The sequence below is a fragment of the Pandoraea sp. genome (genome assembly GCF_004297875.1).
GTDB lineage: Bacteria > Pseudomonadota > Gammaproteobacteria > Burkholderiales > Burkholderiaceae > Pandoraea.
Genome location: NZ_SCSK01000008.1, coordinates 105,833 through 131,593 on the forward strand (window position 1 = coordinate 105,833; position 25,761 = coordinate 131,593).

General features: G+C 63.3%; 27 protein-coding genes. 9 read left to right on the forward strand and 18 right to left on the reverse strand.

Annotated features, from left to right (window positions below; all coding sequences use genetic code 11):
- Positions 1 to 21 precede the first annotated feature (21 nt).
- Positions 22 to 264, forward strand: a complete 243-nt coding sequence (locus EPN80_RS04490) for a GlsB/YeaQ/YmgE family stress response membrane protein (protein ID WP_047215832.1) — start codon at positions 22 to 24, stop codon at positions 262 to 264.
- Positions 265 to 287: 23 nt separating this feature from the next.
- On the opposite strand, the gene ettA is transcribed toward EPN80_RS04490, so the two are convergent.
- Both ettA and ychF read right to left on the reverse strand, forming a co-directional pair.
- The gene (gene ettA, locus EPN80_RS04495) at positions 288 to 1,955 is read right to left on the reverse strand and encodes an energy-dependent translational throttle protein EttA (RefSeq protein WP_293024225.1); all 1,668 of its coding nucleotides are present in this window, start codon (positions 1,953 to 1,955) and stop codon (positions 288 to 290) included.
- Between the two features lie 123 nt (positions 1,956 to 2,078).
- A complete protein-coding gene (ychF, locus tag EPN80_RS04500) occupies positions 2,079 to 3,173 on the reverse strand; it encodes a redox-regulated ATPase YchF (protein ID WP_293024228.1) in 1,095 nt (364 codons plus the stop codon).
- A 136-nt stretch (positions 3,174 to 3,309) separates the two neighbouring features.
- Here ychF and EPN80_RS04505 point away from each other — a divergent pair, with 136 nt between their 5' ends.
- The 3 genes from EPN80_RS04505 to EPN80_RS04515 are packed head-to-tail and all read left to right on the forward strand — an operon-like array spanning position 3,310 to position 7,093.
- Positions 3,310 to 4,479 (forward strand): UbiH/UbiF family hydroxylase, encoded by a 1,170-nt coding sequence (locus EPN80_RS04505; protein ID WP_293024230.1) that lies wholly within the window; start codon positions 3,310 to 3,312, stop codon positions 4,477 to 4,479.
- Positions 4,480 to 4,517: 38 nt separating this feature from the next.
- On the forward strand, positions 4,518 to 5,264 hold the full coding sequence (locus EPN80_RS04510) for a DsbC family protein (protein WP_293024233.1): 747 nt from the start codon (positions 4,518 to 4,520) through the stop codon (positions 5,262 to 5,264).
- Between the two features lie 32 nt (positions 5,265 to 5,296).
- Positions 5,297 to 7,093, forward strand: coding sequence for a M61 family metallopeptidase (locus tag EPN80_RS04515; protein WP_293024236.1), 1,797 nt, complete (start codon positions 5,297 to 5,299; stop codon positions 7,091 to 7,093).
- A 40-nt stretch (positions 7,094 to 7,133) separates the two neighbouring features.
- On the opposite strand, the gene EPN80_RS04520 is transcribed toward EPN80_RS04515, so the two are convergent.
- The gene (locus EPN80_RS04520) at positions 7,134 to 8,030 is read right to left on the reverse strand and encodes a LysR family transcriptional regulator (RefSeq protein WP_293024239.1); all 897 of its coding nucleotides are present in this window, start codon (positions 8,028 to 8,030) and stop codon (positions 7,134 to 7,136) included.
- A gap of 131 nt (positions 8,031 to 8,161) precedes the next feature.
- Here EPN80_RS04520 and EPN80_RS04525 point away from each other — a divergent pair, with 131 nt between their 5' ends.
- Positions 8,162 to 8,761 carry an NAD(P)H-dependent oxidoreductase gene (locus EPN80_RS04525; protein WP_293024242.1) on the forward strand — a complete coding sequence of 200 codons (600 nt, stop codon included), beginning with the start codon at positions 8,162 to 8,164 and terminating at the stop codon, positions 8,759 to 8,761.
- A gap of 15 nt (positions 8,762 to 8,776) precedes the next feature.
- Complete coding sequence (locus tag EPN80_RS04530; RefSeq protein ID WP_293024245.1) at positions 8,777 to 9,613, forward strand: pirin-like C-terminal cupin domain-containing protein; 837 nt, start codon at positions 8,777 to 8,779, stop codon at positions 9,611 to 9,613.
- Here EPN80_RS04530 and EPN80_RS04535 read toward each other — a convergent pair.
- From EPN80_RS04535 to rpe, 8 genes are all read right to left on the reverse strand, one after another.
- Positions 9,610 to 10,392 carry a uracil-DNA glycosylase gene (locus tag EPN80_RS04535; RefSeq protein ID WP_293024247.1) on the reverse strand — a complete coding sequence of 261 codons (783 nt, stop codon included), beginning with the start codon at positions 10,390 to 10,392 and terminating at the stop codon, positions 9,610 to 9,612. The two genes, EPN80_RS04530 and EPN80_RS04535, sit on opposite strands and share 4 nt — an antisense overlap.
- Positions 10,393 to 10,444: 52 nt before the next feature.
- Positions 10,445 to 11,134, reverse strand: coding sequence for a CYTH domain-containing protein (locus tag EPN80_RS04540; protein WP_293024249.1), 690 nt, complete (start codon positions 11,132 to 11,134; stop codon positions 10,445 to 10,447).
- Positions 11,135 to 11,136: 2 nt separating this feature from the next.
- Positions 11,137 to 11,940: an indole-3-glycerol phosphate synthase TrpC gene (gene trpC, locus EPN80_RS04545; protein WP_293024251.1), complete on the reverse strand. Its 804-nt coding sequence runs from the start codon at positions 11,938 to 11,940 to the stop codon at positions 11,137 to 11,139.
- A gap of 48 nt (positions 11,941 to 11,988) precedes the next feature.
- Positions 11,989 to 13,020 (reverse strand): anthranilate phosphoribosyltransferase, encoded by a 1,032-nt coding sequence (gene trpD / locus EPN80_RS04550; RefSeq protein ID WP_293024255.1) that lies wholly within the window; start codon positions 13,018 to 13,020, stop codon positions 11,989 to 11,991.
- 52 nt (positions 13,021 to 13,072) lie between these two features.
- Entirely contained in the window at positions 13,073 to 13,645 is a 573-nt protein-coding gene (locus EPN80_RS04555) for an aminodeoxychorismate/anthranilate synthase component II (RefSeq protein ID WP_293024258.1), read from the reverse strand.
- Positions 13,646 to 13,647: 2 nt separating this feature from the next.
- The gene (gene trpE / locus EPN80_RS04560; RefSeq protein ID WP_293024261.1) at positions 13,648 to 15,153 is read right to left on the reverse strand and encodes an anthranilate synthase component I; all 1,506 of its coding nucleotides are present in this window, start codon (positions 15,151 to 15,153) and stop codon (positions 13,648 to 13,650) included.
- 266 nt (positions 15,154 to 15,419) lie between these two features.
- Entirely contained in the window at positions 15,420 to 16,136 is a 717-nt protein-coding gene (locus EPN80_RS04565; RefSeq protein WP_293024264.1) for a phosphoglycolate phosphatase, read from the reverse strand.
- Positions 16,133 to 16,813: a ribulose-phosphate 3-epimerase gene (rpe, locus tag EPN80_RS04570; RefSeq protein WP_293024267.1), complete on the reverse strand. Its 681-nt coding sequence runs from the start codon at positions 16,811 to 16,813 to the stop codon at positions 16,133 to 16,135. Before rpe ends, EPN80_RS04565 begins: the two co-directional genes overlap by 4 nt.
- A 201-nt stretch (positions 16,814 to 17,014) precedes the next feature.
- Here rpe and apaG point away from each other — a divergent pair, with 201 nt between their 5' ends.
- Positions 17,015 to 17,389 (forward strand): Co2+/Mg2+ efflux protein ApaG, encoded by a 375-nt coding sequence (gene apaG, locus EPN80_RS04575; RefSeq protein WP_293024270.1) that lies wholly within the window; start codon positions 17,015 to 17,017, stop codon positions 17,387 to 17,389.
- Positions 17,390 to 17,402: 13 nt separating this feature from the next.
- On the opposite strand, the gene EPN80_RS04580 is transcribed toward apaG, so the two are convergent.
- A complete protein-coding gene (locus EPN80_RS04580) occupies positions 17,403 to 17,540 on the reverse strand; it encodes a hypothetical protein (protein WP_237170268.1) in 138 nt (45 codons plus the stop codon).
- A gap of 28 nt (positions 17,541 to 17,568) precedes the next feature.
- Here EPN80_RS04580 and EPN80_RS04585 point away from each other — a divergent pair, with 28 nt between their 5' ends.
- Positions 17,569 to 18,696, forward strand: a complete 1,128-nt coding sequence (locus EPN80_RS04585; protein ID WP_293024277.1) for an MltA domain-containing protein — start codon at positions 17,569 to 17,571, stop codon at positions 18,694 to 18,696.
- A gap of 47 nt (positions 18,697 to 18,743) precedes the next feature.
- Here the strand turns inward: EPN80_RS04585 and paaK are convergent, their stop codons facing one another.
- The 5 genes from paaK to paaN form a co-directional block, all read right to left on the reverse strand.
- A complete protein-coding gene (gene paaK, locus EPN80_RS04590) occupies positions 18,744 to 20,039 on the reverse strand; it encodes a phenylacetate--CoA ligase PaaK (protein WP_293024279.1) in 1,296 nt (431 codons plus the stop codon).
- Positions 20,040 to 20,150: 111 nt separating this feature from the next.
- Positions 20,151 to 20,612, reverse strand: coding sequence for a hydroxyphenylacetyl-CoA thioesterase PaaI (gene paaI, locus EPN80_RS04595; protein WP_293024281.1), 462 nt, complete (start codon positions 20,610 to 20,612; stop codon positions 20,151 to 20,153).
- 27 nt (positions 20,613 to 20,639) lie between these two features.
- Positions 20,640 to 21,425, reverse strand: a complete 786-nt coding sequence (gene paaG, locus EPN80_RS04600; RefSeq protein ID WP_293024283.1) for a 2-(1,2-epoxy-1,2-dihydrophenyl)acetyl-CoA isomerase PaaG — start codon at positions 21,423 to 21,425, stop codon at positions 20,640 to 20,642.
- 38 nt (positions 21,426 to 21,463) lie between these two features.
- A complete protein-coding gene (gene pcaF, locus EPN80_RS04605) occupies positions 21,464 to 22,666 on the reverse strand; it encodes a 3-oxoadipyl-CoA thiolase (protein WP_293024285.1) in 1,203 nt (400 codons plus the stop codon).
- 76 nt (positions 22,667 to 22,742) lie between these two features.
- Positions 22,743 to 24,446 (reverse strand): phenylacetic acid degradation protein PaaN, encoded by a 1,704-nt coding sequence (gene paaN / locus EPN80_RS04610; protein WP_293024287.1) that lies wholly within the window; start codon positions 24,444 to 24,446, stop codon positions 22,743 to 22,745.
- 244 nt (positions 24,447 to 24,690) lie between these two features.
- On the opposite strand from paaN, the gene EPN80_RS04615 reads away from it, so the two are divergent.
- Entirely contained in the window at positions 24,691 to 25,467 is a 777-nt protein-coding gene (locus tag EPN80_RS04615; protein WP_293024289.1) for an enoyl-CoA hydratase, read from the forward strand.
- Between the two features lie 42 nt (positions 25,468 to 25,509).
- Here EPN80_RS04615 and EPN80_RS04620 read toward each other — a convergent pair.
- Positions 25,510 to 25,761: hypothetical protein (locus EPN80_RS04620; RefSeq protein ID WP_293024291.1), on the reverse strand; the 252-nt coding region annotated here is incomplete at its 5' end.

Consider the following 25,761-nt stretch of genomic DNA (forward strand, 5'->3'; position numbering starts at 1 on the left):
GCTTATCTTACGGGAGACCGCATGCACGGCATTATCGTTCTGTTGCTGATCGGGTTGGTGGCGGGCTGGCTGGCCAGCCTGGTGGTGGGTGGCGCCTACGGCTTGATCGGTGACATGGTGGTCGGCGTGATCGGCGCTTTCCTGGGCGGCTGGATTTTGCGCCATGCCGGCGTCTCGGTGGGCTACGGCACGCTGGGGCGCATCATCACGGCCACCATCGGCGCGATCGTGCTGCTCGCGGTGTTGCGGCTGGCGCGGCGCTGACGCCGCGCAACCGGTGCCGCGCCCTAACGCGCAATCGGCCGGTAGCGGATGCGGTGGGGCCTGGCCGCATCCTCGCCGAGCCGTTGCCGCTTGTCGGCCTCGTACTCCTGGTAGTTGCCGTTGAAGAAGGTGACCTGAGAGTCGCCTTCGAAGGCCAGGATGTGTGTGGCGATACGGTCGAGAAACCAGCGGTCGTGCGAGATGACCATCACGCAACCGGCGAATTCGAGCAGCGCATCTTCGAGCGCGCGCAGGGTTTCCACGTCGAGATCGTTGGACGGCTCGTCGAGCAGCAGCACATTGCCGCCGGCGATCAGCGTCTTGGCCAAGTGCAGCCGGCCGCGCTCGCCGCCGGACAGATTGCCCACGAGCTTCTGCTGGTCGCCGCCCTTGAAGTTGAAGCGGCCCAGATAGGCGCGCGAGGGCGTCTCGAAGCGGCCCACGGTCAGCACATCGGCGCCGCCGGAAATTTCCTCGAACACGGTTTTGTCCGCTTGCAGCGCATCACGGCTCTGGTCGACATAGGCCAGCTTGACGGTGGGCCCGAGCGTGACGGCGCCAGAATCGGGCTGCTCGCGGCCGGTCAGCATGCGAAACAGCGTCGATTTACCCGCGCCGTTCGGGCCGATGATGCCGACGATCGCGCCCGGCGGCACGCTGAAGCTGAGATTGTCGATCAGCAGGCGATCGCCATAGCCCTTGCTGACCTTCTCGAACTCGATCACCTTGTCGCCCAGCCGCTCGGCCACCGGGATGAAGATTTCCTGGGTTTCGTTGCGCTTTTGGTATTCCTGCGAATTCAGTTCGTCGAAGCGCGCCAGGCGGGCCTTCGATTTGGCTTGCCGGCCCTTGGGATTCTGACGCACCCATTCCAATTCCTTCTGGATGGTTTTTTGCCGGGCCGATTCCGCCGACTCTTCCTGCTTGAGGCGTTCTTCCTTCTGCTCCAGCCAGCTCGAATAATTGCCTTTCCAGGGAATGCCGTGGCCCCGGTCGAGCTCGAGAATCCATTCGGCGGCATTGTCGAGGAAGTAGCGATCGTGAGTGACCGCCACGACCGTGCCGGCAAAGCGCGTGAGGAATTGTTCGAGCCATTCGACCGATTCCGCGTCGAGGTGGTTGGTGGGCTCGTCGAGCAGCAGCATGTCGGGCTTGGACAGCAGCAATTGGCACAAGGCCACGCGGCGTTTTTCGCCGCCTGAGAGGTTGCCGATGATGGCATCCCAGGACGGCAGGCGCAGTGCATCGGCGGCCACCTCGAGTTGCTGCTCGGCGCTGTTGCCGCCGCTGGCGGCGATGATCGCCTCGTATTTGGCCTGCGCCGCGGCCAGCGCATCGAAATCGGCGTCGGGCTCGGCGTAGGCCGCGTAAATCTCGTCGAGCTTCTGCTGTGCCTCGAATACCTCGCCCAGGCCCTGTTCGACTGCCTGGCGCACGGTGTGCGCCGGGTCGAGCTTAGGCTCTTGCGGCAGGTAGCCGATATTCAGGTTGGGCATGGGCGTGGCCTCGCCTTCGATTTCGGTGTCGACGCCGGCCATGATCTTGAGCAGCGTGGATTTGCCCGAGCCGTTCAGGCCCAGCACGCCGATCTTGGCGCCGGGGAAAAACGACAGCGAAATATCTTTGAGGATATGGCGCTTGGGCGGCACGATCTTGCCGACCCGATTCATTGTGAAGACGTACTGTGCCATGGGCGGTTTAGCCTGAAGTGCTGAAAATGGGAGGTGTGGGCGAAGTGTAGCAAACGCAAGGCGGCCACGATGGCGTTGCACGCATGCGCGGCCGGCCTGGACCGCGCACCGCGCGGGGATGGATCAGACGTTGAAAAGGAAGTTCATGACGTCGCCGTCGTGGACAACGTATTCCTTGCCTTCGGCGCGCATCTTGCCGGCTTCCTTGGCGCCTTGTTCGCCCTTGTAGGCGATGAAGTCGTCGAAGGCGATGGTTTGCGCGCGAATGAAGCCGCGTTCGAAGTCGGTGTGGATCACCCCGGCGGCTTGCGGCGCGGTAGCGCCGATCGGGATGGTCCAGGCGCGCACTTCCTTGACGCCGGCGGTGAAGTAGGTCTGCAGGCCGAGCAGTTTGAAGCCGGCGCGAATCACGCGGTCCAGGCCGGGCTCTTCCATGCCCATGTCGGTTAGGAAGACTTCCTTGTCGGCATCGTCGAGATCGGCGATCTCGGCCTCGATGGCCGCGCAAATGGCGACCACCGGCGCGTTTTCGGTGGCCGCGTAGGCGCGCACGGCATCCAGATGCGGGTTGTTCTCGAAACCGTCGTCCTTGACGTTGGCCACGTACATGGTCGGCTTTTCGGTAATCAGGCAGAACGGCTTGAGCAGGGCTTTTTCTTCCGGCTCGAGCTTGAGCGAGCGTACCGGCCTGGCTTCGTTGAGCACCGGCAGCACCTTTTCGAGCACGGCGACCAGCCGTTGAGCCTCTTTGTCGTTACCGGAACGGGCCGCCTTGGTGTAGCGTTGCAGCGCTTTTTCGACGGTGGCCAGATCGGCCAGCGCCAGTTCGGTGTTGATGACTTCGATGTCGGACAGCGGATCGACCTTGTTGGCGACATGGATCACGTTCGGATCCTCGAAGCAGCGCACGACGTGCGTGATCGCATCGGTCTCGCGAATGTTCGCCAGGAACTGGTTGCCGAGTCCCTCGCCCTTGGAGGCGCCCGCCACCAGGCCGGCGATGTCGACGAACTCGACGGTGGCCGGTACGACACGCTCGGGTTTGACGATCTCGGCCAGCGCCTTGAGACGGGGGTCCGGCACCTCAACCACGCCGACATTGGGCTCGATGGTACAGAACGGGTAGTTTTCGGCGGAGATGCCGGCTTTGGTCAAGGCATTGAAAAGTGTCGATTTGCCGACATTAGGCAAGCCGACGATGCCGCATTGGAGGCTCATGGCGCGAACAGTGCAGAGGAAAACCGCTATTGTACTGGAGAGGTCCGGGCGGGCTCGCGTGCGCCGCGCGCGTAAGGGACGATGCCCAAGGCTATAATGCCCAGAGTCTGTGATCTTGCGCCCACGCGCGCTTTGTATGTCCAATTCCAATTCATTCGATGTGATCGTCGTCGGCGGCGGGCTGGTCGGCAAGTCGACCGCGCTGCTGCTGGCGCAGGCGCGCCTGAAGGTGGCCTTGTTGGCGCGGCCGGCTACCGCGCCGTCCGATGCCTGGGACGCGCGCATTTACTCTCTGTCGGCCAGTTCGCAAACCTTGCTCGAGCGAATGCGCGTGTGGCAGGCGCTGGATGCGGCCCGGGTCAATCCGGTGTATGACATGGAGGTGTTTGGCGATGCGCGCGGGGCCGTGCATTTTTCCGCCTATCAGGCGGCGGTGCCCCAGCTGGCGTGGATCGCTGAATCGTCCAATGTCGAGCGGGCGCTGGATGCGGCGCTGCGCTTCGCGCCGCAAATACAAGTGTTCGATGCGCGCGGCGTGGCGCTCGCCGTGTCTGCCGAACGCGCGACGTTGGAGCTCGACGACGGTGCGACGCTGCACGCGGCGCTGGTGGTCGGGGCCGATGGCGCGCACTCGTGGGTTCGCGAACAGGCCGGCATCGCCGTGCAGCGGCGCGATTACCGGCAGGTCGGGGTGGTTGCCAATTTTCGGGCCGAGCGGGCGCATCGCGATACCGCGTACCAATGGTTTCGCGATGGCGAAATCATTGCGCTGCTGCCGTTGCCGCAGCAGCATGTGTCGCTGGTCTGGTCGGCCTTTGCAGACCATGCCGACGAACTGCTCGCGCTGCCGCCGGCGGCATTGGCCGCCGAGGTGACGCGCGTCAGCGGCGATGCCGGGTTGGGCGAGTTGACCTGCGTGTCGGCGAGCGCGCAAGGATTTCCGCTTGCGCTGAGCGAGGCCAACCGGCTCATCTCGCCGCGCATTGCGCTGGTGGGCGACGCCGCGCATACCGTGCATCCGTTGGCTGGCCAGGGTATGAACCTCGGCCTGCGCGACGTGACGGTGCTGGGCGAGGTGCTGGCCGCGCGCGAGGGGTTTCGCGACTGCGGCGACTTCACGGTGCTGCGCCGCTACGAGCGCGCGCGTCGCGAGGACATTCGCCGCATGGCGCTCACCTGCGATGGGCTGCAGCGACTGTTTGCGCTGCCGGGGCCGGTGATGCAGCGGCTGCGCAATACCGGCCTGGACTGGGTCAACGCAACGCCGTTTCTCAAGAAATTCCTGGTTGGCCGCGCGCTTGGGTGAGCGCGGCCGGCCTTGTCAATGCCAAGGGGCTGATCGGTATGTTTGAAAGAAATCGCACGTACGCGCGTGTTTTGGGCGCGCTTTTCCTGAGCTGCGCGGCGCTGGCGGCAACCGTGCCGGCCCGTGCCGACGCAACGCTGGATCGGGTCAAGGCAGCGGTGCAAAAGAGCCTGGGCTCCGACGCGCAAGTCAAGTCGGTCGAAAAGACGCCGCTGCCGGGTATCTATGAGATCGATCTCGGTACCCAGATTCTGTACAGCGACGCGCAAGGGCGCTATTTGCTGGTGGGCGATCTGGTTGACGCGCACACCCGGCAAAGCTTGACGCAGGCCCGCCTGGCCGAGCTCAACAAGATCGATTTCAATACCTTGCCGCTGAACGACGCGATCAAGTACGTCAAGGGCGACGGCAGTCGCAAGATCGCTGTGTTCGCCGATCCGAATTGCCCGTATTGCAAGCGCTTCGAGGAGGCGCTCAAGAGCAGCAGCGTCACTAACGTAACGGTGTACACCTTCCTGTTCCCGGTGCTGGCGCCCGACTCGGCGGCCAAGTCGAAGGCGATCTGGTGCGCGCCTGATCGGCTGAAGGCGTGGCATGCCTGGATGCTCGACCAACAACTGCCGGCGCAGGCCGGCAACTGCAGCACGCCGCTCGAACAGAACCTGGCGCTGGGGCGTCGGCTGAATGTGACCGGCACGCCGACGATCTTTCTGACCGACGGACGCCGCTTGCCGGGCGCCCTCACGGCGACCCAATTGGCCCAGGTGTTGGGAACCGGCAAGTAAGCCGGCGGATGCCGAAACAATAACGACGCGTGATGAAACCGATTCGCTATAGCATCGTCCCCAAGCAGCCCGCCGCCCACCTGTTCGAAGTCAGTGTTACCGTGCCGCAGCCCGATCCGGCCGGACAGCGCTTTACGCTGCCCGCGTGGATTCCCGGCAGCTACATGGTGCGTGAATTTGCCCGCCATGTCGTGACGATCGATGCCACGTGCCGGGGGCGCAAGATCGCGCTGGCCAAACTCGACAAACATACCTGGCAGGCCGCGCCGTGCACGGGTGCGCTCACGCTGACTTATCAAGTCTATGCTTGGGATCTCTCGGTGCGGGCCGCGCATCTTGATCAGACGCATGGCTTCTTCAACGGCAGCAGCGTATTTCTTTGCGTGAGCGGCCAGGAGGCGGCGCCTTGCGAAGTGGATATCGTCCGCCCTGTCGGTGCGGACTACCGTGTCTGGCAGGTTGCCACGGCGCTGGCGCCGGCGCCCGACACCAAGGCGCTCGGGTTCGGCCGTTATCTGGCACGCGATTACGACGAATTGATCGATTCGCCAGTGGAGCTCGGCACGTTTGCCCATGCGAGCTTCAAGGCGTGCGGCGCGCTGCACGAAGTGGCGATCACCGGCAACGTGCCGAATCTCGATATGGCGCGGCTGTGCCGCGACATGAAGCGGATTTGCGAGACGCAGATCAAATTCTTCGAACCGGCCTCCACCGGGCGTGGCCGCGCGCCTGTGTCGCGCTACACGTTTCTGGTGACGGCCGTGGGAGATGGTTATGGGGGGCTCGAGCATCGCGCCTCGACCGCACTGCTTTGTGCGCGCGGCGATCTGCCGGTGCTGGGACGCGCGGCGATGAGCGAGGGCTATCGGGGCTTTCTCGGGCTGGTCAGCCACGAGTACTTCCACACCTGGAATGTCAAACGCATCAAGCCGGCGGTTTTCGCGCCATATGATCTGGCGCGCGAGAACTACACCTCGCTGCTGTGGCTGTTCGAGGGCTTCACGTCCTACTACGATGACCTGATGCTGGTGCGCAGCGGCGTGATTGCCGAGCAGGATTACTTCGATCTGTTGGGCAAGACCATCGGCAACGTGCTGCGCGGCAGCGGGCGGCACAAGCAAAGCGTGGCCGAGAGTTCGTTCGACGCCTGGATCAAGTATTACCGGCAGGACGAAAATGCACCCAATGCGATCGTTAGTTACTACTCCAAGGGCTCGTTGGTCGCGCTGGCGCTGGATTTGATCATCCGCACCAAAACGCGCGGCCGGAAATCGCTCGACGACATCATGCGTGCCCTATGGCAGCGCTACGGTCGCGACTTCTACCGCGGTCGCCCGGTGGGTGTGCGCGACGATGAGATCAGGCCGCTGTTCGAGCAGGTCAGCGGCGTGCCGCTGAAGGATTTCTTTGACACGGCGGTGCACGGCACGAGCGATTTGCCGCTGGCGCGATTGTTCGAATGGTTTGGCGTGACGCTCAAAGGCGAGATCGGCGAAGATGCCAAGCCCGCCCTAGGGGTGAAGCTTGGCAGCAGCAATGGTTCGTGCACGCTGGCGCAGGTCCATGATGGCGGTGCGGCGCAGCGCGCCGGGTTGTCGGCCGGCGACACGCTGGTGGCGGTCGACGGCTTGCGCGTGACAGCCGGCAACCTCGATAAGCTGCTGGCGCGCTATCGGCCCGGTGATGATATCCGTCTGCACGCGTTTCGGCGCGATGAACTGCGCGAATACGTGGCAACCCTCGGCGCACCCGAGCCTGAGCGTTATCGCCTGAGCGTCACGACCGAGCGCGGCGCCGCGTCGCGTCGGGGGCGCTGGCTGCACGGCTGATACTGGCTGCGCGCCGCCGGTAGCCCGGGGGGCAGGCGTGTCACACCTGTGGCCGCGCCACTGCCATCATGTGCTCGATGAAGACTTGCGTTTTGCGCGGCAGGAAGCGGCGCGATGGCGTCACCAGATGCACCGGGTGGCTGGGCAACGACCATTCCGGCAGAACCTTGACGAGACGGCCCAGCGCCGCGCTGGGCGCGGCCAGCCCGTCAGTCAATGCAGCCATGCCGGCGCCGGCCAGCGCCAGTTCCTTGACCATTCCCATGCTGTTGACCTGCAGGGCGCCGCGCATGGTGAACTCGACACGCTGGCGCCCGCGCGTGAGTACGTCGGTATCGATCACGTTGCGCGCGCCCTGCAGCAGCACGAAGCGATGACCGGCCAGTTCGTCGGGCGAACTCGGCATGCCGGTCTGCGCGAGGTAGATCGGGCTGGCGTAGAGACTGCGCGTCAGGTCCAGAAAGTGGCGTGCCACCAGGGTCGAATCGCTCAAATGGCCGGCGCGGATCGCGACGTCCACGCGCTCTGCGATCAGATCGACGTGGCGCGGGCTCAGATCCATATCGACGGAGATTTCCGGGTAGGCGGCGCAAAAAGTGGCCAGCGCGGGTGCGAGCCACTGCATGGCGAAATCGCTTGGCGCGGTCACGCGCAGCCGCCCGCGCGGGCGGTTCGACAACTGGCTGGCGAAGTCGCGCGTTTCCTCGACTTCTTCCAGGATCGGCAGGCACCGTTCATAATAGGCCTGTCCGACTTCCGTCAGCTCAAGGCGACGGGTCGTCTTGTGCATGAGCTTGGTGCCCAGGCGGGTTTCCAGGCGCGTCAGACGCCGGCTCACGGTAGCCTTCGGCAAGCCGAGCCGGTCGCCGGCACGGGTGATGCTGCCGGAGCGCACGACCTCGGCAAAGATCAGCATGTCGTTCAGATCATCGATCATGGCTTCATCTCGGGGGGGCACTGTTCCAAATTGGGAACAAACAATTCGATTTTAGCGGCTTGTTTCATTTTGCGTGGTTATTAGAATTTCTCCCAAGACGTACAAGTTCTTAACGACCCAAGGAGAGATTGATGACTACCATTTTGCAAATCAATGCCGCAGCCCGCTCGCAGGGAGCGAATTCCACCACATTGGCCAATGAGACCGTGGCGCGCCTGGCGGCTGGTCAGGCGGGCGCCAAGGTCATCGTGCGTGATCTGCTGGCCGACGGTTTGCCGCATCTGGACGAGACGGTGATCGGTGCGTTTTTCACGCCGGAAGACAAGCGCTCGCCTGAGCAGAACGCTATCATTGCGCGCAGCGACGCGCTGATCGCAGAAATTCAGTCAGCTGATACGATTGTGTTGGGCGTGCCGCTGTATAACTTTCATGTGCCGTCGCAACTGAAGGCTTATTTTGACTGGATCACGCGAGCCCGCGTGACGTTCCGCTATCGCGAGGACGGCACGCCCGAGGGCCTGATCAAGGGCAAGAAGGTGTATGTTGCGCTGGCGCGCGGCGGTTTCTACAAAGACACGCCCAACGATAGCCAGACCCCGTTCCTGAAGACCATCCTGGGTTTTCTGGGCATGACCGACGTGACCTTCATCTACGCCGAAGGCTTGGCGCGCGGCCCCGAAGCGGTCGCCACCGCGTTCGCTCAGGCGCGTGAAGCGATCGCCGCAATTTAACGAGCGACCTGCCTTATGAGACACAACGATCCGTGCGTGCGCCCAGCGCCGCTGGCGACGACCCATCGGAGCCGCTGCACGCTGTTCCATTCGGTCGGTGTGCACGACCGGTTGACGCAGACCGATCCGTTGTTGTCTTTCGAGGCGTTCCGTTTGTCCGGGGCGGCGATTCCGCCGCATCCGCACGCGGGCTGCGCCATCGCGCATTTCATACTGCCCGATGCCGCCGGCGGGCTGCGCAGCCGCATGGCGCAGGGCAGCGAGGCGGTGGCCCGTCCGGGCGACTTGCTGTGGCTCGACACACACTGCGGCACGGTGCATCAGGAGACGCCGGCCGACAGCGGGGCCGAGTGCCGCGGTCTACAGTTTGTCGTCAACTATGCCGATGACCAGCGCGAGGGCGCGCCGCAGCAACGCTTGGTGCCGGGTGAACAAATGCCTGGCTGGCAAAGCGGTGGCATCGAGCTGCGGCTGGTGTGCGGGCAGTGGCTCGAGCGGCATGCGCCGCTGGTGCCGCATGCCGGTGTGACCTTGCTGACCTTGAACTGGCACAGCGACGATACGTTGTCATTGGTGTTGCCGCCAGACATGCATTGGTTCGCGCTGGTGCTCGATGGCTGTTGCAGAGTCGATGGCGTGTTGCTGGCAGCTGGCGGTTCGACGACGGCGGCAACGCTGCCGGCCGGCACGTGGCAGGTGTCCGGCACGAGCGGCAGTAGGCTCGCGTTGTTGGGCGGCAAGCCCATTAACGAGCCGGTCATTTACCAGGGGGCATTTGCTGTGCGCGACGAGGCGCAACTGGTCGACACGCTGCGCCGCTATCAGGAAGGCGCGATGGGCATGCTCGGTTAGGCCAGCGGTGCGATGCGCCAGTCGATGGGCGTGAGGCCGAGGCTGGCCAGATGCCGGTTGACGGCGCCGAAGTGGCCGCAACCCAGGAAGCCGCGATGCGCTGACAATGGCGACGGATGCGGCGCGTCGAGCAGCAGGTTAGCATCACCGGCGAGCAGTGGCGCCTTGGCTTGCGCATGGGCGCCCCAGAGCAGGAACACCAGCCCCTGGCGATGTTGTGCCAATTGCCGCAGCAGGCAGTCGGTGCACGCCTCCCACCCTCCATTCTTGAAGCGCTTGGCGTGACTTGCCGCCTGGCCGCGCTCGACGGTAAGCACCGTATTGAGCAGCAGCACGCCCTGGGTCGCCCAGCTTTCCAGATAGCCGTGTCCCGGTGCGGCGATGTGCAAGTCCCGTTCGATTTCCTTGTAGATATTGCGCAGTGATGGTGGAACACGAATGCCTGGGCGCACCGAAAAGGCCAGTCCATGGGCCTGTGACATGCCGTTCTCTTCGCCGTGATAGGGATCCTGGCCGAGGATGACCACCTTGACGGCGTCGGGCGAGGTGACGCGTAACGCGTGAAATACGTCGTCCGGATAGATCTGTTTGCCGGCCGCACGCTCCTCGTCGACGAAGTCGCACAGCTCGTCATAGGCCGGGCTGTGCATAAACGGGGCGAGCAGCGCGCGCCACTCGGCCGACAGCGATTCGAATTGCGCGCGTAACGGCATGGCGACCGGCGTCGCAGGGGCGTCGAACAGATCTTTTTGTTGTGGTGAGATGTTGGAGCGTGGCATGGGATCCTGGGCGGCGGGCGAGGGCTGACTGTCTAACGGACCAGTAGCGCGGTCATCCGCGATGATCGGTCGTGCTGTTCAATACGCGTTGGCGCAGTCGATAGCCGCGCTCGGCTTTGCTGATGTCGTCAGGGTGCAAACCCGGGAAGCGCCGGCACAGGTTGGCGGCAACGGCCTGCAGCGCCGCTTCGCCGGCGGCGTCCTGGCTGACGAGCTCGAGTTCGAGTTCGCACAGCGGGTCGCGGTGACGCACGCCATCATGTTCGACGGCGATTTCTCCCTGATCGAGCGCGATTTCGATCGGCGTGCCCGCATGGGAAAGCGTCCAGATGCGGCGACTGAAATTGGTTTCGAAAAGCGGACGGAGTTCCGCCGCGATGCTTCGCAGGGTTGCGGCAATCTCGAGGGCGTCGCATACGCCGAGCAAGGCAGCGATATCGAGCTCGCCGCGCGTGAGGGGCAATTCCCATTCGTGGCGAACATGCAGGCCGCCGGCGCTGGTTCCGCTGCTCTTCAGGGTTTGCAGCCACTGGCCGGCAGCGCCGCGCGACACGTACCGCAGCCGCAAGGCTGCGGCGTTCTGACTCAAGCGCAGATCGGGGGTGTCGAAATAGCGGTTGATCAGATGCTGTTGCGCGCCGGCGCGCGCGTCGGCGCAGGCGTTGAAGTAGTCGACCAGCGCTGGCGGCAAGCCGGCGTCGTCGGCCGGCATGGCGAGTTTGATTTCACGCTCGATGGCCATGGTCAGTCGAACAGGCGGGCCAGCTCAGCCCCCGGATCGGCCGCGCGCATGAATGCCTCGCCGACCAGGAACGCGTGCACATTGGCGTCGCGCATGCGGCGAACGTCGTCGCGATCGAGGATGCCCGACTCGGTGACCACTAGGCGCTCGTCAGGGATTTGCGGCAGCAGGCGCAGCGTGTTGTCGAGACTGACCTCGAAGGTGTGGAGGTTGCGGTTGTTGATGCCCAGCAACGGGGTTTTCAGCTGCAGCGCGGTATCGAGTTCCCGCTCGTCGTGCACTTCGACCAGCACGGCCATGCCAAGCTCATGCGCCTGCGCTTCGAGTTCCTGCATGCGCGGCAAATCGAGGGCGGCGACGATCAGCAGCACGCAGTCGGCGCCCATCGCACGCGCTTCGTAGATCTGATAGGCATCGATCATGAAATCCTTGCGCAGCACCGGTAACGCGCATGCGGCGCGCGCTTGCTGCAGGTAGGCCGGACTGCCCTGGAAGAATTGTCGATCGGTGAGCACCGACAGGCACGCGGCACCGTGCCGCGCGTATGACCCGGCGATCTCGGCCGGCACGAATTGCTCGCGCAAGACGCCTTTGGACGGGCTGGCTTTTTTGATTTCGGTGATCACCGCGGCGCGGCCGGCCTGCACGCGACTGCGCACTGCATCGGTGAAGTCGCGTGGTTGCAGCACGGCGTCGTGCCGGGTGGCCTCGGCCTCGCGGCGCAAGCTGGGCAGATCGCGAGCGCGGCTCGCGGCGGCGATCTCCTCGGCCTTGACGGCGAGGATTTTGTCGAGAATGGTGGGCATGGCGTGTTTCCTGCGTACAGTGACGGCGTCACTCCGGCCGGCGCGGCGTTACTGCTTGAAGCGTTGAGTGTAGGTGACGAATTCGTCGACTTTCGCACGGGCCGCGCCGCTGGCGATGGTTTCGCGCGCCAGCGTGATACCAGTACCGATCGAATCGACCTTGTTGGCGGCGTACAGGGCGGTCCCCGCGTTAAGCGCGACGATTTCGCGGGCGACGCCCGGCTGGTTTTCCAGGGCGCCCAGCAGCATCACCTTGGAGTCCGTCGCGTCGGCGACTTTCAGGCTGCGATTACTGACCATTTGCAGGCCGAAGTCCTCAGGGTGGATTTCGTATTCCCGCACTTGCCCGTCCTTGAGCTCGCCAACCAGGGTCGCAGCACCGAGCGAGACCTCGTCCATGCCGTCCTTGCCGTAGACCGCCAGGACGTGCTGCGCGCCCAGGCGCTGCATGACGCGGACTTGAATACCGACGAGGTCAGGGTGGAACACGCCCATCAATTGGTTGGGCGCGCCAGCCGGATTGGTCAGCGGGCCGAGGATGTTGAAGATGGTGCGCACACCCAACTCCTTGCGGATCGGTGCGACATTTTTCATCGCCGGATGATGATTGGGGGCGAACATGAAACCGATGCCAACCGCCTGCAGGCACTCGGCTACCTGCTCGGGTTCGAGCATGATATTGACGCCGAGCGCCTCGAGCACGTCGGCGCTGCCCGATTTGGAACTGACGCCGCGATTGCCGTGCTTGGCGACCTTCGCGCCGGCTGCGGCCACCACGAAGGTCGAGGCGGTGGAGATATTGAAGGTGTGCGAGCCGTCACCGCCGGTACCGACGATATCGACGAAATGCTCGGTGGGCGGCACTTCGACGTGGCGGGCAAATTCGCGCATGACCTGGGCGGCTGCCGCAATTTCGCCAATGGTTTCCTTTTTGACGCGCAGGCCGGTGATGATGGCCGAGGCCATTACCGGGGACATCTCGCCGGTTATGATCATGCGCATCAGATGCAGCATCTCGTCGTGGAAAATCTCGCGATGCTCGATGGTCCGCTGCAGCGCTTCTTGGGGGGTGATCGTCATGGGAGTCTCCATTAGGGTGTCTGCGCGCATTGCAATCGTGTCGATATGACCATCATGGACGCTGAGCTGGCAGGAAGTTGCGCAGCAAGTCGTGGCCGTGTTCGGAGAGAATCGACTCGGGGTGGAACTGCACGCCCTCGATGGCGAATTGTTTGTGACGCACGCCCATGATTTCGCCGTCGTCGGTCCAGGCGGTGATTTCCAGACAGTCAGGCAGGCTGGCTCGCTCGATCGCCAGCGAGTGATAGCGCGTGACGGTGAAGTGCTTGGGCAGGTTTGCGAACACCCCTTGCTGGGTGGTTTCGATGCGGCTGACCTTGCCGTGCATGATTTGCTGCGCACGCACGATCTTGCCGCCGAACGCCTCGCCGATCGCCTGATGGCCCAGGCAAACGCCGAGAATCGGCAACTGGCCGGCGAAATGGCGCAGTACGTCGAGTGTGATGCCGGCGTTGGCCGGATGGCTCGGCCCGGGCGACAGGCAGATGCGCTCGGGCTTGAGCGCGGCGATTTCGTCGAGCGTGATTTCGTCGTTGCGAAAGACCCGGACGTCTTCGCCGAGCTCGCCGAAGTACTGCACGACGTTATAGGTGAACGAGTCGTAGTTGTCGATCATCAGCAGCATGGTCAGATCTCCGAATCCAGTCCGTCTTGCACTTGTTCGGCTGCGCGCAGCACGGCGCGCGCCTTGTTTTCCGTTTCTTGCCATTCGGATTCGGGAACCGAGTCGGCGACGATGCCGGCGGCGGCCTGCACGTAGAGCGTGCCGTCCTTGATGACGCCGGTGCGAATGGCGATGGCCAGGTCCATTTCGCCGCCGAACGACAGGTAGCCGACGGCACCCCCGTACAGGCCGCGCTTGACGGGCTCGAGCTCGTCGATCAATTCCATCGCGCGCACTTTGGGCGCGCCGGTGAGCGTGCCGGCGGGGAACGTCGCGCGCAGTACGTCGATGTTGTTCAGGCCCGGCTTGAGACGGCCCTCGACCGAGCTGACGATGTGTTGCACATGCGAGTATTTCTCGATGACCATCTTGTCGGTGACGACCACCGACCCGGTTTGCGCGATGCGGCCCACGTCGTTGCGTGCCAGGTCGATCAGCATGACATGCTCGGCAATTTCCTTCGGGTCGTTCAGCAGTTCGGTGGCCAGTTCGGCATCGCGCTCCGGCGTGGCGCCGCGCGGACGGGTGCCAGCCAGCGGCCGGATCGTGACGATTTCGGCCGGACCCTCGGGCGTGTTGCGCTGTTCCTGTCGGACCAGAATTTCGGGCGAGGCGCCGACCACCTGGAAATCACCGAAATTGTAGAAGTACATGTAGGGTGACGGGTTCAACGAGCGTAGCGCGCGATACAGCGACAGCGGTGCGTCGCGGTAAGGCTTGGTGATGCGCTGGCCGACCTGGACCTGCATCAGTTCGCCCGCGGCGATGGCTTCCTTGGCCTTGGCGACGGCGGCCAGGTAATCGGACTTGTCGAACTCGCGATAGGTTTGGGTGCGCACGCTCGGCGAAGTCACCGGCGCATCGACCGGGGCGCGCAGCCGCTGGCGCAGCTCGCGCAAGCGCAGGCGGGCGTGCGAGTAGGCCTCGGGTTGCGACGGATCGGCGTAGACGATCAGATAGAGCTTGCCGGTGAGGTTGTCGATCACCGCGAGTTCTTCTGTGAGCAGCAACTGAATGTCGGGCAGGCCGAGATCGTCGGGTGGTGCGGTGTGCGCGAGCTTTTTCTCGATGTAGCGCACCGCGTCGTAGCCGAAGTAGCCGGCCAGGCCGCCGCAAAAGCGCGGCATGCCGGGGCGCAGCGCGACCTTGAAGCGCGCCTGGAATTGCGTGATGAATTCGAGCGGATCGCCTTCGTGGGTTTCGATGACAGCATTGTCGCGCACCACTTCGATGCGCTGGCCGAAGCAGCGCAGCCGGGTGCGGGCCGACAGTCCGATGAAGGAGTAGCGGCCAAAACGTTCGCCGCCGACCACCGATTCGAGCAGGAAGGTGCAGGCGCCGTGCCGGTCGCTTTGCGCCAGCTTGAGGTACAGCGAAAGCGGCGTTTCGAGATCGGCGAAGGCTTCCGCGATCAGCGGAATGCGGTTATAGCCTTGGATGGCCAGGGATTTGAATTCGAGTTCGGTCATGTTTCTCTGTCCGGGAGCGCGCGTCGCGCTGTTGCTTCAGGCCCGCGTGCCGCGACCAGGCGGTCTGCGGGCAACGTGCGGATCGTCCAAACGGGCCGACTGGGCCGATGATGAGGACGGTGAAGCAGAGGCAAAAAACGGAAGCTGAAGGCGAGCTTCAGCGGCCCTGTGGAGCGTTTTAGCTCAGCAAGACCAGCGGCGCCAGGGCCATGCCCCCCGGTCGATACCGCTCAGACACCGTTTTTTGTTGAGAAACATGCAATCGGTCAGTTGGTTGATAGTGACGCTGTGTGATCCGCGGCCGGCAAGATCGCTTGCGCAGCGGCGAAAAGCGAAGCCACTATACCATCGGAATCCGCCGCTTGTATAGCGTTGCCATGGTTGTAGCCGTAGGGCACGGTCAGGACCCGGCAACCGGCGGCGCGCGCTGCCATGACGTCGTTTTCCGAGTCGCCGATGAGCACTGCCGAGGCCGGGGTTACGCCAAGAGCCTCGCAAGCTTTGAGCAGCGGCATCGGATCGGGTTTTTTGCGCGGCCAGCTGTCGCCGCCATAAATCAACTCGAAAAACCCTTCCAATTCATGATGTTGGAGCAATTCGACGGCGAAGCGGTGGGGTTTGTTGGTGACGCAGGCCAGCGGCATGCCGGCCGCGCGCAGGCTCGCCAGCCCCTCGCGCACATGCGGGTAGACGGTGGTGTGACGACCGTTGATGCCGGCGTAGGCCTGCTGGTAGCACGCCAGCGCGGCGGTAAATTCTGTGGCCGCGCGCGCCGGCGGGAAGGTTTCGGCGAGGACCGATTGAATCAGATGCTCCGAGCCTTTCCCGATGAAGTGAAGAATTTTCTGGCGGGGCAGGGGTGCCGCGCCGAATTGGCCGAGCATGGCATTGATGGCCGCGGTGAAGTCGTCCACCGTGTCGACCAGCGTGCCGTCGAGATCGATCAGGCACGCCCGGACGTGGGTCAGGCGAGGCATATTCATTGGGCGCTCGCCAGTTCGGCGCGCATTTTGGCAATCACGGCACGGTAGTCGGACTGGCCAAAAATCGCCGAGCCGGCCACGAAGGTGTCGGCGCCAGCCGCCGCGATGGCAGCGATGTTGTCCACCTTGACGCCGCCGTCGACTTCGAGTCGAATTTCGCGGCCGGTGCGGTCTCGGTACGCGTCGATCACGGCACGCGCGGCACGTAGCTTGTTGAGTGCTTCGGGAATGAACGACTGGCCGCCATAACCGGGGTTGACCGACATGATCAGCACCAGATCGAGTCGATCCAGGACGTGATCGAGATAGTTCAACGGCGTGGCCGGATTGAATACCAGTCCGGCCTGACAGCCGCATTCGCGGATCAGCGACAGCGTGCGGTCGACATGGTCGACTGCCTCCGGGTGGAAGCTGATGATGTTGGCGCCGGCTTTGGCGAAATCGGCGGCGATGCGATCGACCGGGCGCACCATCAGATGCACGTCGATTGGAATATCGACATGCGGGCGCAGCGCCTCGCAGACCATCGGGCCCATCGTCAGATTGGGCACATAATGGTTGTCCATGACGTCGAAGTGGATCCAGTCGGCGCCGGCGGCGGCGACGTTGCGCACTTCCTCGCCCAGACGGGCGAAATCGGCTGACAGGATGCTGGGGGCGAGGCGGAATTGGCGCATGAGGGGTGATCGGACAAAAACGCTATTTTAATTCTTCTCGCGTGCCATCGGGAAAAGTCGCTGCGCCGATGCCGGTTGCGGCCCGATCGAAACTGCCGCAGAATGGCCCATCGACGGACGCCAGAAGCCGTCAAGCCGCGATCTGCTTTGCCGGGGGACATCGCCCACGTTTGCCAGCGCGCCGCACATGACAGGATAACGATGAGCCAGTACGAATTCACCATTTCGGTTCGGCCGCAGTATTTGCCCGAGCAGTCCGAACCCGAGCGGCGCCAGTTCGCCTTTGCCTACACCATTACGATTCGCAACACAGGCCAGGTGCCGGCCCAGTTGATTTCCCGTCATTGGGTGATCACCGACAGCGAGAACCGGGTGCAGGAAGTCAAGGGATTGGGGGTGGTCGGTCACCAACCGTTTTTGCAACCCGGCGAGCAGTTCGAATACACCAGTTGGGCCATGATCGCGACGCCGGTGGGTTCGATGCGGGGTTCGTATTTTTGCGTGGCCGAAGACGGTGAGCGGTTCGAAGCGCCGATTGCCGAATTCGCGCTGACCATGCCGCGCACGCTGCATTGAGCGCGGCGCCGGTCTATGAACGATCGTCGTCGCGCCGGTCGCGCCCGCCGCGCTGGTTCATGCGCCACACGATGATGCCGAGGATCACGAACGCCAGTAGCATTTCCGGCAGGATCAGTAACGCCGGGTATTTGTCGAATAGCTCGCCCATGAAGTCCTCTCCTGGAATATTCAAAATTATGCGCTACGGCAAAATGAGCCTGGCGCTGCTGATGAGTCTGTTTTTGTTTGCCTGCGCCAGTTATACGCCGAAACCCGAAGTAGGAGGTGTTTCCGGCGTGCCGGCGGCGCCGTCCGGCGATATGCGTGCGGTGCCCTGGACGCAAGTCGCCGGCTGGCAGGACGACTCCCTGATCGGTGCCGACGCGGCGCTCCTGCAAAATTGTTCGAAGTTGGCGCAACAGGCGAATTGGCGGGCGCCGTGCGCCGCTGCCGAGCAACTCGATGCGCTTGACCCCGAAGCGATTCGCGCATTCTTTGAGCGATATTTCACGCCGTTCGAGTTATTCAATCGCGACGGCAGTCATACGGGGCTGATCACCGGCTACTACGAGCCGCTGTTGCATGGCTCGCGCGTGCGTCATGGCATTTACCAGACGCCCCTCTATCACTGGCCTGCCGGACGGCCGCGCGGCTCGCTGCCGGCACGCGCCGACCTTATGCGCAGTGGCATTCTGCGGGGTAATGAGCTGGTTTATGTGGATGATCCGATCGAGGCGTTTTTTCTGCAGGTGCAAGGCTCCGGCCAGATCGAACTGGATGACGGCACGATCATGCGGGTGGGCTACGACGGCACCAATGACAAGCCCTACCGCTCGATCGGACGCTGGTTGATCGATCATGGCGATTTGAGCCCGGCCCAGGCAACCATGCAGGGCATTCGCGCGTGGGCCAGGGCCAATCCGCAGCGGGTGACGGCATTATTGAATGTCAATCCGCGTTTCGTTTTTTTCCGCGAGATGCCGGGTGACGGGGTGGGCGGGCTGGAAGGCCCGATCGGCGCGCTGGGCGTGCCGTTGACCGCGGAGCGCTCGATTGCGGTCGATCCCAGCGCCATACCCCTGGGCAGTCCGGTTTTCCTTAGTACGACGCGACCGGCGCCGGGCGGCGTGTCGGGCGGGCCATTGACGCGTCTGATGTTCGCGCAGGACACGGGCAGCGCGATCAAGGGCGGTGTGCGTGCCGATTTCTTCTGGGGGCTGGGTGACCAGGCTGGGGATATCGCCGGGCGGATGCGCCAGCAGGGGCGGATGTGGGTGCTGTTGCCGAACACCCAGGCGCTGACGGAGGCGGCGGTTTCGCAATGAAGACGCGCACGCCCCGCCGCCAACGGTGACGGCGGGGCGTCAGAGCATTAACGCGGGCGCTTGTCGATCACGCGGCGCGCCTTGCCGGCCGAGCGCTCGATGCCGCCGACCGGCTTGACCTGCACGCCGGTTGACACGCCGATGAAAGTCTTGATGTCGCGCTTGAGCGCGGCACCGGCCGACTGCAGTTCGGCGGCGTCGTGTGCGGCGGGAGTGGCCTCGACGTAGATCATCATGGTGTCCATCGGGCCTTCTTTGTCGAGCACGATTTGATAGTGCGGCGCGAGCAGCGGCTGCTTGAGCAGCAATTCCTCGATTTGCGACGGGAAGACGTTCACGCCACGGATGATCATCATGTCGTCCGAGCGGCCGGTGATCTTTTCCATGCGGCGCATGGTGCGTGCCGTGCCGGGCAACAGGCGCGTCAAATCGCGCGTGCGATAGCGGATGATCGGCAGCGCTTCCTTGGTGAGCGAGGTGAAGACGAGTTCGCCGAATGCGCCTTCGGGCAGCACTTCGCCGCTGACCGGATCGATGATTTCTGGATAGAAGTGATCTTCCCAGATGGTGGGGCCATCCTTGGTTTGAGCGCACTCGCAGGCTACGCCTGGGCCCATGACTTCAGACAAGCCGTAGATGTCGACTGCGTCGATGCCGACGCGTTTTTCGATGGCCTGGCGCATGTCGTTGGTCCACGGTTCCGCGCCGAAGATGCCGATGCGCAATGACGATTCGGCCGGCGGCATGCCTTGGCGTTCGAACTCGTCGGCGATCGCCAGCATGTAGCTCGGCGTGACCATGATGATGTCGGGTTTGAAGTCCTGAATCAGCTGGACCTGCTTTTCGGTCTGCCCGCCCCCGAACGGGATAACGGTCATGCCCAGCTTTTCGGCGCCGTAATGCGCGCCCAGGCCGCCGGTGAACAGGCCATAGCCGTAGCTGACATGGACTTTGTCGCCGCGTCGCGCGCCGGCGGCGCGAATCGAACGGGCGACCAGGCCGGCCCAGGTGTCGATGTCGCCCTGGGTGTAACCGACCACGGTCGGCTTGCCGGTGGTGCCGGAAGATGCATGAATTCGCGCCACGCGCTCCATCGGTACCGCAAACATCCCGAACGGGTAGTTTTCGCGCAGATCCTGTTTGGTGGTGAACGGGAATTTGGCGATATCGCTCAGCGTTTTTAAATCGTCCGGGTGTACGCCGGCTTCATCGAACTTTTTTCGATAGACCGGCGAGTTCTCGTACGCATGCCTGATCGACCATTTAAGCCGTTCGAGTTGCAGCGCCCGTAATTCGTCCAGACTTGCGGTTTCGATGGATTCGAGCGGCAAGGCGGTGGTCATGACTGTCTCCTGGAAACATCAATAAAAACTGGTTCGCGCAGTCGCGCGGCAAATAGCAATGGCATCAAGCGGGGCGGGGCATCGGGTGCGCCGCACGCCCTGCGGCGACAGCTATTCGACGGGGACGACGTGCCCCTTGATCTGCGCCGATTTGCCGCGAAACATGGCGACTGTCTCGCCAGCCCGGTTCGTCACGCGAATATCGTAGACGCCATGCCGGCCCGAGAGCACCTGCTCGGTCGCCTCTGCCGTGAGGGTGTCGCCCCGATGCACGGGCTTGAGGAACTCGATCGCGCAACCCGCGGCCACCGTATTGATATTGTGGCTGTTGCAGGCAAATGCAAATGTCGAATCGGCCAGCGTGAAGATCAGCCCACCGTGGCAGATGTTATGACCGTTGAGGAAATCGTCGCGCACTTCCATCGTCATGCGGGCGTAGCCCGGGCGAATTTCCTGGAGTTGCAGGCCAAGCCATTGGCTGCAGCGGTCGACGCTGTACATGGCTTTGCCTGCGGCTTGCGCTAACCGCTCGGCGTCGGCGCCGCCGGCAAGGGTGGGTTGAAATGCTGACATGGGGGGCCTCGTTGAATAAGTTGGCGTTTAGTGGCCTTGAAAGTCGGGCGCGCGTTTTTGCAGGAAGGCGTTGACGCCCTCGGCGTAGTCGTCCGACTGGCCGAGTTCTCGCTGCAGATCGCGTTCCAGATCGAGCTGCATGTCGAGCGTGTTGGTTGCCGAGGCGTGCAGCGCCCGTTTGATGGCGGCCAGCGCGCGGGTCGGCTGGCTGGCCAAATGGGCGGCGAGCTTTTGCGCCTGAGCGCCGAGTTCGGCGTCGTCGACGCAGCGCCAGATCAGCCCCCATTGCTCGGCCTGTTCGGCCGTGACACGATCGCCCAGCATGGCCAGGCCCATCGCGCGGGCCATGCCGATGCGCTGCGGCAGGAACCAGGTGCCCCCGGAGTCGGGCAGCAGCCCGATCTTGACGAAGGCCTGTATGAAGTTGGCGGAACTGGCGGCCAGCACGATGTCGCATGCCAGCGCCAGGTTAGCGCCCGCGCCGGCGGCCGTGCCGTTGACCGCGGCGATGACAGGTAGCGGCAGCGCGCGCAGTCGCCGCACGAGCGGATTGAAGTGCTTGTCGATCAGCGCGCCGAGGTCGGTCATGCTGCCGGGCGAGAAGTCCAGATCGGCCAGGTCCTGGCCGGCACAGAAGCCGCGCCCGGCACCCGTCAGCACGAGCGCGCGGGCGCCACTGCGTTCGACGTGGTCGAGGGCCGCCTGCAGTTGCTCATGCATCTGGCGGGTAAAGCTGTTGAGCTTGTCCGGCCGGTTGAGCGTGAGCGTGGCCACCTTGCCTTCAAGGGAAAAAAGGACGCTTTGTTCTGTCATGACATCTCCTCGGTCGCCTTGTTATGGGGGCTGTCGTATTAGATACGTTCGATGGCCAGCGCAATTCCCTGGCCGACGCCGATGCACATCGTACACAGTGCAAAGCGACCTTGGGTGCGGTGCAACTGGTACATCGCGGTGCTCACCAGACGCGCGCCTGATGCGCCCAGCGGGTGGCCAAGAGCGATTGCGCCACCGTTCGGATTGACGCGGGGGTCGTCGTCCGCTACGCCGAGCATGCGCAGCACTGCCAGGCCCTGGCTGGCAAATGCCTCGTTGAGTTCGATGACGTCGAACTGGTCGAGGGTCATGTTCAGTTGCCCGAGGAGTTTCTGCGTGGCGGGCGCCGGGCCAATGCCCATGATGCGCGGGGCGACGCCGGCAGTGGCCATGCCGAGCACCCGGGCGCGCGGGGTCAGGCCGTGCGTTTTGACAGCGGCTTCGCCGGCCAGCAGGACCGCGCAGGCGCCGTCATTGACGCCGGAGGCGTTGCCCGCCGTGACCGAGCCGTCGGGCCGCACGATGGGCTTAAGTTTGGACAGGGCATCGAGACTGGTGGCGCGGGGGTGTTCATCGCGCGAGACAATCAGTGGATCGCCTTTTTTCTGCGCGATCGAGACGGGGGTGATTTCCTGCGCGAGCGTGCCGTCGGCCTGGGCGCGTGCGGCGCGCTCCTGGCTGCGCAAGGCGAATTTGTCCTGGTCTTCGCGGCTGATTTTGAAGTCGACCGCAACGTTCTCGGCGGTTTCGGGCATCGAATCCACGCCGTACTGCGCTCGCATCAACGGGTTGATGAAGCGCCAGCCGATGGTGGTATCGAAGATGTCTGCGCTGCGAGCGAACGCGCTGGTGGCTTTTCCCATGACGAAGGGCGCGCGGGTCATGCTTTCGACGCCGCCGGCGAGCATCAGCCCGGCTTCGCCTGCTTTGATGGCGCGCGCGGCCGTGCCGATCGCGTCCATGCCGGAGCCGCACAGTCGGTTGAGCGTCGCACCGGGCACGTCGATCGGCAGTTCGGCCAGTAGGGCCGCCATGCGTGCGACGTTGCGGTTATCTTCCCCGGCCTGGTTGGCGCAACCGTAGATGACATCGTCGATGGCGCGCCAGTCGACTTGCGGATTGCGTGCCATCAACGCGCGCAGGGCGATGGCGCCGAGGTCGTCGGCACGCACGTCCTTGAGCACGCCGCCGTAACGGCCGATGGGGGTGCGAATGGCGTCACAGATGAAAGCTTCGGTCATGTCTGTTGTCTCGTTGCTTGGGATGCCGCCCTGGCGCGGGGCGGCATGCGTTTCATTGAACTACGCGGTGCGATGCTCAGGCGGTCGGCGTGTCGGCCGTCGAGCGGGCCGGCACGTGGTGGCGGCTCTGCACGACGCGGAAGCGGTTCGCGACGAAGGCGGCGTCGGTCAGACTGGCGTTGGCCGCCGGATTGCCGCCGGTACCGTGAAAGTCGGAGAACGCGGCGGATTGGTTGACGAATACGCCGCCGGTCAGATTCAGGGAAAGCGCGACGTTGCCTTGCACAGATGCCTCATGCGCGGCGTCGGCGACTTGGGCGTCGGTGGTGTAGGCCGCGAGAGTGAGCGCGCCATGCGCGGCGGCGATACGGCCGGCGAGTGGCATCGATTGCTGCGTGCCGTCGGTCGCGATTACGAAGGCGATTGGACCGAACCATTCGCGCGTGAAGATCGCTTCGTCATTGTTGGCATCGAGCTGCAGCAACAGCGGAGTGCGGACGCGCGCGTCGGGATAGGCCGGGTGAACCAGGGTTTGGCTGTCGAGCAAGACCGGTTTGCCCAGCGCACGGGCTTCGTCGATGCGGGCGGCGATGCCTTCATTTTGGATCGCTCCAAGGATTTCGACTGCCTTGACCGGATCGCTGCACAGCTTTTGCAAGCTCGTGGCGATCGCTTGCGAGACTTCGTCGAACGACACGGTGCCCTCCGGCGTGCGGACACCGCTGCGCGGAACGTAAATATTCTGCGGTGCGGTGCACATCTGGCTGGCATAAAGGGCGAGCGAAAAGGCAATGTTGCGGGCCATGCCCTTGAGGTCGTCGGTCGAATCAATGACGATCTGGTTGACGCCGGCTTTTTCAGTGAAGACGTGGGCCTGGTGGGCATTGCGCTCGAGCCAGTCGCCGTTCGCGGTGCTGCCGGTGAAGTCGATCAGGCGAACCTCGGGGTGCAGCGCGAGTTTCTGCACAATGTCACCGTCATTCGGATTGGTGGCGGCGAGCATCACGACATTGGGGTCGAAACCAGCTTCAGTCAGGACTTCGCGCGCGATCTTGACGGTGATTGCGAGCGGCAGGATGGCGCCAGGGTGGGGCTTGACGATCACCGCGTTACCGGTGGCCAGGCTCGCGAACAGTCCCGGGTAACCATTCCACGTCGGGAATGTGCAGCAGCCCAACACCAAAGCAATGCCGCGCGGCACGATGGTGTAGCGCTTTTCCATGGCGAGCGGCGGATTCTTGCCTTGCGGCTTTTCCCAATAGGCCGTGGCAGGAATACGGCGCAACTCGTTCCAGGCATAGGCCACGGCTTCGAGGCCTCGGTCTTGAGCGTGCGGGCCGCCGGCCTGGAATGCCATCATGAAGGCTTGACCGGTGGTATGCATGACGCTGTGCGCAATTTCGAAGCTATGTGCATTCAGGCGCGCCAGTATTTCCAGCGAGACGCCGGCCCAAGTATCGGGCGAGGCGTGCGACCAGGCTTTACGCGCCTGATTTGCAGCGGCCAGCAGCGTCTCGGGGGTGAAGCCGGGGTATTGGATATCTAACGCGATGCCATAGGGGGAAGCTTCCTGTCCGACTTGACCGACCCCAGGCTGGTCGAGTGAGAAGGTCTTGCCTAAATGGGCTTTGAACGCCGCTTCGCCGTCCGCCGCCGCAGTTTCGCCGTAGGCGCGCGGGCTTGGCATTTCCGGGTAGGCGCTCCAGTAACCGCGTTGTTGGGCGGTTTGGAGAGCCTGTTCGAGCGTGCTTTGATGCTTCGCGAAAAGGGGATGCGTCATGGTGAGCGGGCGCTAAAAGAGATCAAAAGGGAAGGCGGCGGTTATTAATTGACCGACCGGTTGGTTTGTTAATATAACACCAATTTCGAAGGGGTGGTAGCGTCAGCCGGCAAAGCCTGGTGTATGCGATGGTTGTCGATCGGTGTCACACTCTCGTACTGTGGTCGATGTGATCATCGAGTCTCGGTGAATGCGCATTCGGCCGAGAGTTTTATCGGCTTATCGAGAAAAAGGAGGAGTTGCTGTGGGATATGAAAACATCTTGGTGGAAACGCGTGGCCGGATTGGTCTGGTAACCTTGAATCGCCCCAAGGCGTTGAATGCCTTGAACGATGCGCTGATGGATGAGCTTGGCGCGGCGCTGAGCGCATTCGATGCCGACGACGGCATTGGCTGCATTGTCCTGACGGGCAGCGAAAAGGCGTTTGCCGCTGGCGCCGATATCGGCATGATGGCCCAGTACACCTATATGGACGTGTTCAAGGGCGAGTACATCACGCGCAACTGGGAGGCGGTTCGGCGTATTCGCAAGCCGGTGATTGCAGCTGTGGCAGGGTTCGCATTGGGTGGCGGTTGCGAATTGGCGATGATGTGCGACTTCATCATCGCGGCCGATAGTGCGAAATTCGGCCAGCCCGAAATCAAGTTGGGGATCATGCCGGGTGCTGGCGGCACGCAGCGTCTGCCGCGAGCTGTCTCGAAGGCAAAGGCAATGGATATGTGTCTGACCGCGCGGTTCATGGACGCTGCGGAGGCCGAGCGAGCCGGCTTGGTGTCGCGGGTGGTGCCGGCCGACAAGCTGCTTGACGAAGCGTTGGGCGCCGCCAATGCGATAGCTGAGTATTCGTTGCCGGTCGTGATGATGGTGAAGGAATCGGTGAATCGGGCTTATGAAACGACGTTGGCCGAGGGTGTCCATTACGAGCGCCGAATGTTTCATTCGCTGTTTGCCACCGAAGATCAAAAAGAGGGCATGGCCGCATTTCTGGAAAAGCGCAAACCCGCTTTCAAGCATCGCTAAAGAATTTTAAAAAAATATCTTGCCAATGGGCGAGGGGGTGGACTAATATCTCGCTTCTTCGCGAAAACGAGGTTGCTGGCAAGGGGCCGAGGCGGACGTGAAGAGTGTTGATGGGATTGGCTGTGCGAGGAGTTGGGCGCGGCGCTGGCGAGAAAAAGTTAGCAAAAACCTGTTGACAGAAGCGAGTGTGAAGTAGATAATCTCGCTTCTCTGCTGCAAACGCAGCGACGCAAAAAACGAAGTGAAGTTAGCGAGTTTTGAGCGGACGATCTTTAACAATTGAACAGCCGATAA

Coding starts and splice junctions, on each gene's coding strand:
- EPN80_RS04555 (WP_293024258.1), bottom strand. CDS start 13,645: ATGCTGCTGATGATCGACAACTACGACTCGTTCACCTATAACGTCGTG.
- paaN (WP_293024287.1), bottom strand. CDS start 24,446: ATGACGCATCCCCTTTTCGCGAAGCATCAAAGCACGCTCGAACAGGCT.
- paaK (WP_293024279.1), bottom strand. CDS start 20,039: ATGACCACCGCCTTGCCGCTCGAATCCATCGAAACCGCAAGTCTGGAC.
- EPN80_RS04525 (WP_293024242.1), top strand. CDS start 8,162: ATGACTACCATTTTGCAAATCAATGCCGCAGCCCGCTCGCAGGGAGCG.
- paaG (WP_293024283.1), bottom strand. CDS start 21,425: ATGACAGAACAAAGCGTCCTTTTTTCCCTTGAAGGCAAGGTGGCCACG.
- pcaF (WP_293024285.1), bottom strand. CDS start 22,666: ATGACCGAAGCTTTCATCTGTGACGCCATTCGCACCCCCATCGGCCGT.
- trpE (WP_293024261.1), bottom strand. CDS start 15,153: ATGACCGAACTCGAATTCAAATCCCTGGCCATCCAAGGCTATAACCGC.
- trpC (WP_293024251.1), bottom strand. CDS start 11,940: ATGCCCACCATTCTCGACAAAATCCTCGCCGTCAAGGCCGAGGAGATC.
- EPN80_RS04580 (WP_237170268.1), bottom strand. CDS start 17,540: ATGGGCGAGCTATTCGACAAATACCCGGCGTTACTGATCCTGCCGGAA.
- EPN80_RS04585 (WP_293024277.1), top strand. CDS start 17,569: ATGCGCTACGGCAAAATGAGCCTGGCGCTGCTGATGAGTCTGTTTTTG.
- EPN80_RS04505 (WP_293024230.1), top strand. CDS start 3,310: ATGTCCAATTCCAATTCATTCGATGTGATCGTCGTCGGCGGCGGGCTG.
- paaI (WP_293024281.1), bottom strand. CDS start 20,612: ATGTCAGCATTTCAACCCACCCTTGCCGGCGGCGCCGACGCCGAGCGG.
- apaG (WP_293024270.1), top strand. CDS start 17,015: ATGAGCCAGTACGAATTCACCATTTCGGTTCGGCCGCAGTATTTGCCC.
- EPN80_RS04515 (WP_293024236.1), top strand. CDS start 5,297: ATGAAACCGATTCGCTATAGCATCGTCCCCAAGCAGCCCGCCGCCCAC.
- rpe (WP_293024267.1), bottom strand. CDS start 16,813: ATGCGCCAATTCCGCCTCGCCCCCAGCATCCTGTCAGCCGATTTCGCC.
- EPN80_RS04510 (WP_293024233.1), top strand. CDS start 4,518: ATGTTTGAAAGAAATCGCACGTACGCGCGTGTTTTGGGCGCGCTTTTC.
- EPN80_RS04490 (WP_047215832.1), top strand. CDS start 22: ATGCACGGCATTATCGTTCTGTTGCTGATCGGGTTGGTGGCGGGCTGG.
- trpD (WP_293024255.1), bottom strand. CDS start 13,020: ATGACGATCACCCCCCAAGAAGCGCTGCAGCGGACCATCGAGCATCGC.
- ychF (WP_293024228.1), bottom strand. CDS start 3,173: ATGAGCCTCCAATGCGGCATCGTCGGCTTGCCTAATGTCGGCAAATCG.
- EPN80_RS04530 (WP_293024245.1), top strand. CDS start 8,777: ATGAGACACAACGATCCGTGCGTGCGCCCAGCGCCGCTGGCGACGACC.
- EPN80_RS04520 (WP_293024239.1), bottom strand. CDS start 8,030: ATGATCGATGATCTGAACGACATGCTGATCTTTGCCGAGGTCGTGCGC.
- EPN80_RS04535 (WP_293024247.1), bottom strand. CDS start 10,392: ATGCCACGCTCCAACATCTCACCACAACAAAAAGATCTGTTCGACGCC.
- EPN80_RS04540 (WP_293024249.1), bottom strand. CDS start 11,134: ATGGCCATCGAGCGTGAAATCAAACTCGCCATGCCGGCCGACGACGCC.
- EPN80_RS04565 (WP_293024264.1), bottom strand. CDS start 16,136: ATGAATATGCCTCGCCTGACCCACGTCCGGGCGTGCCTGATCGATCTC.
- ettA (WP_293024225.1), bottom strand. CDS start 1,955: ATGGCACAGTACGTCTTCACAATGAATCGGGTCGGCAAGATCGTGCCG.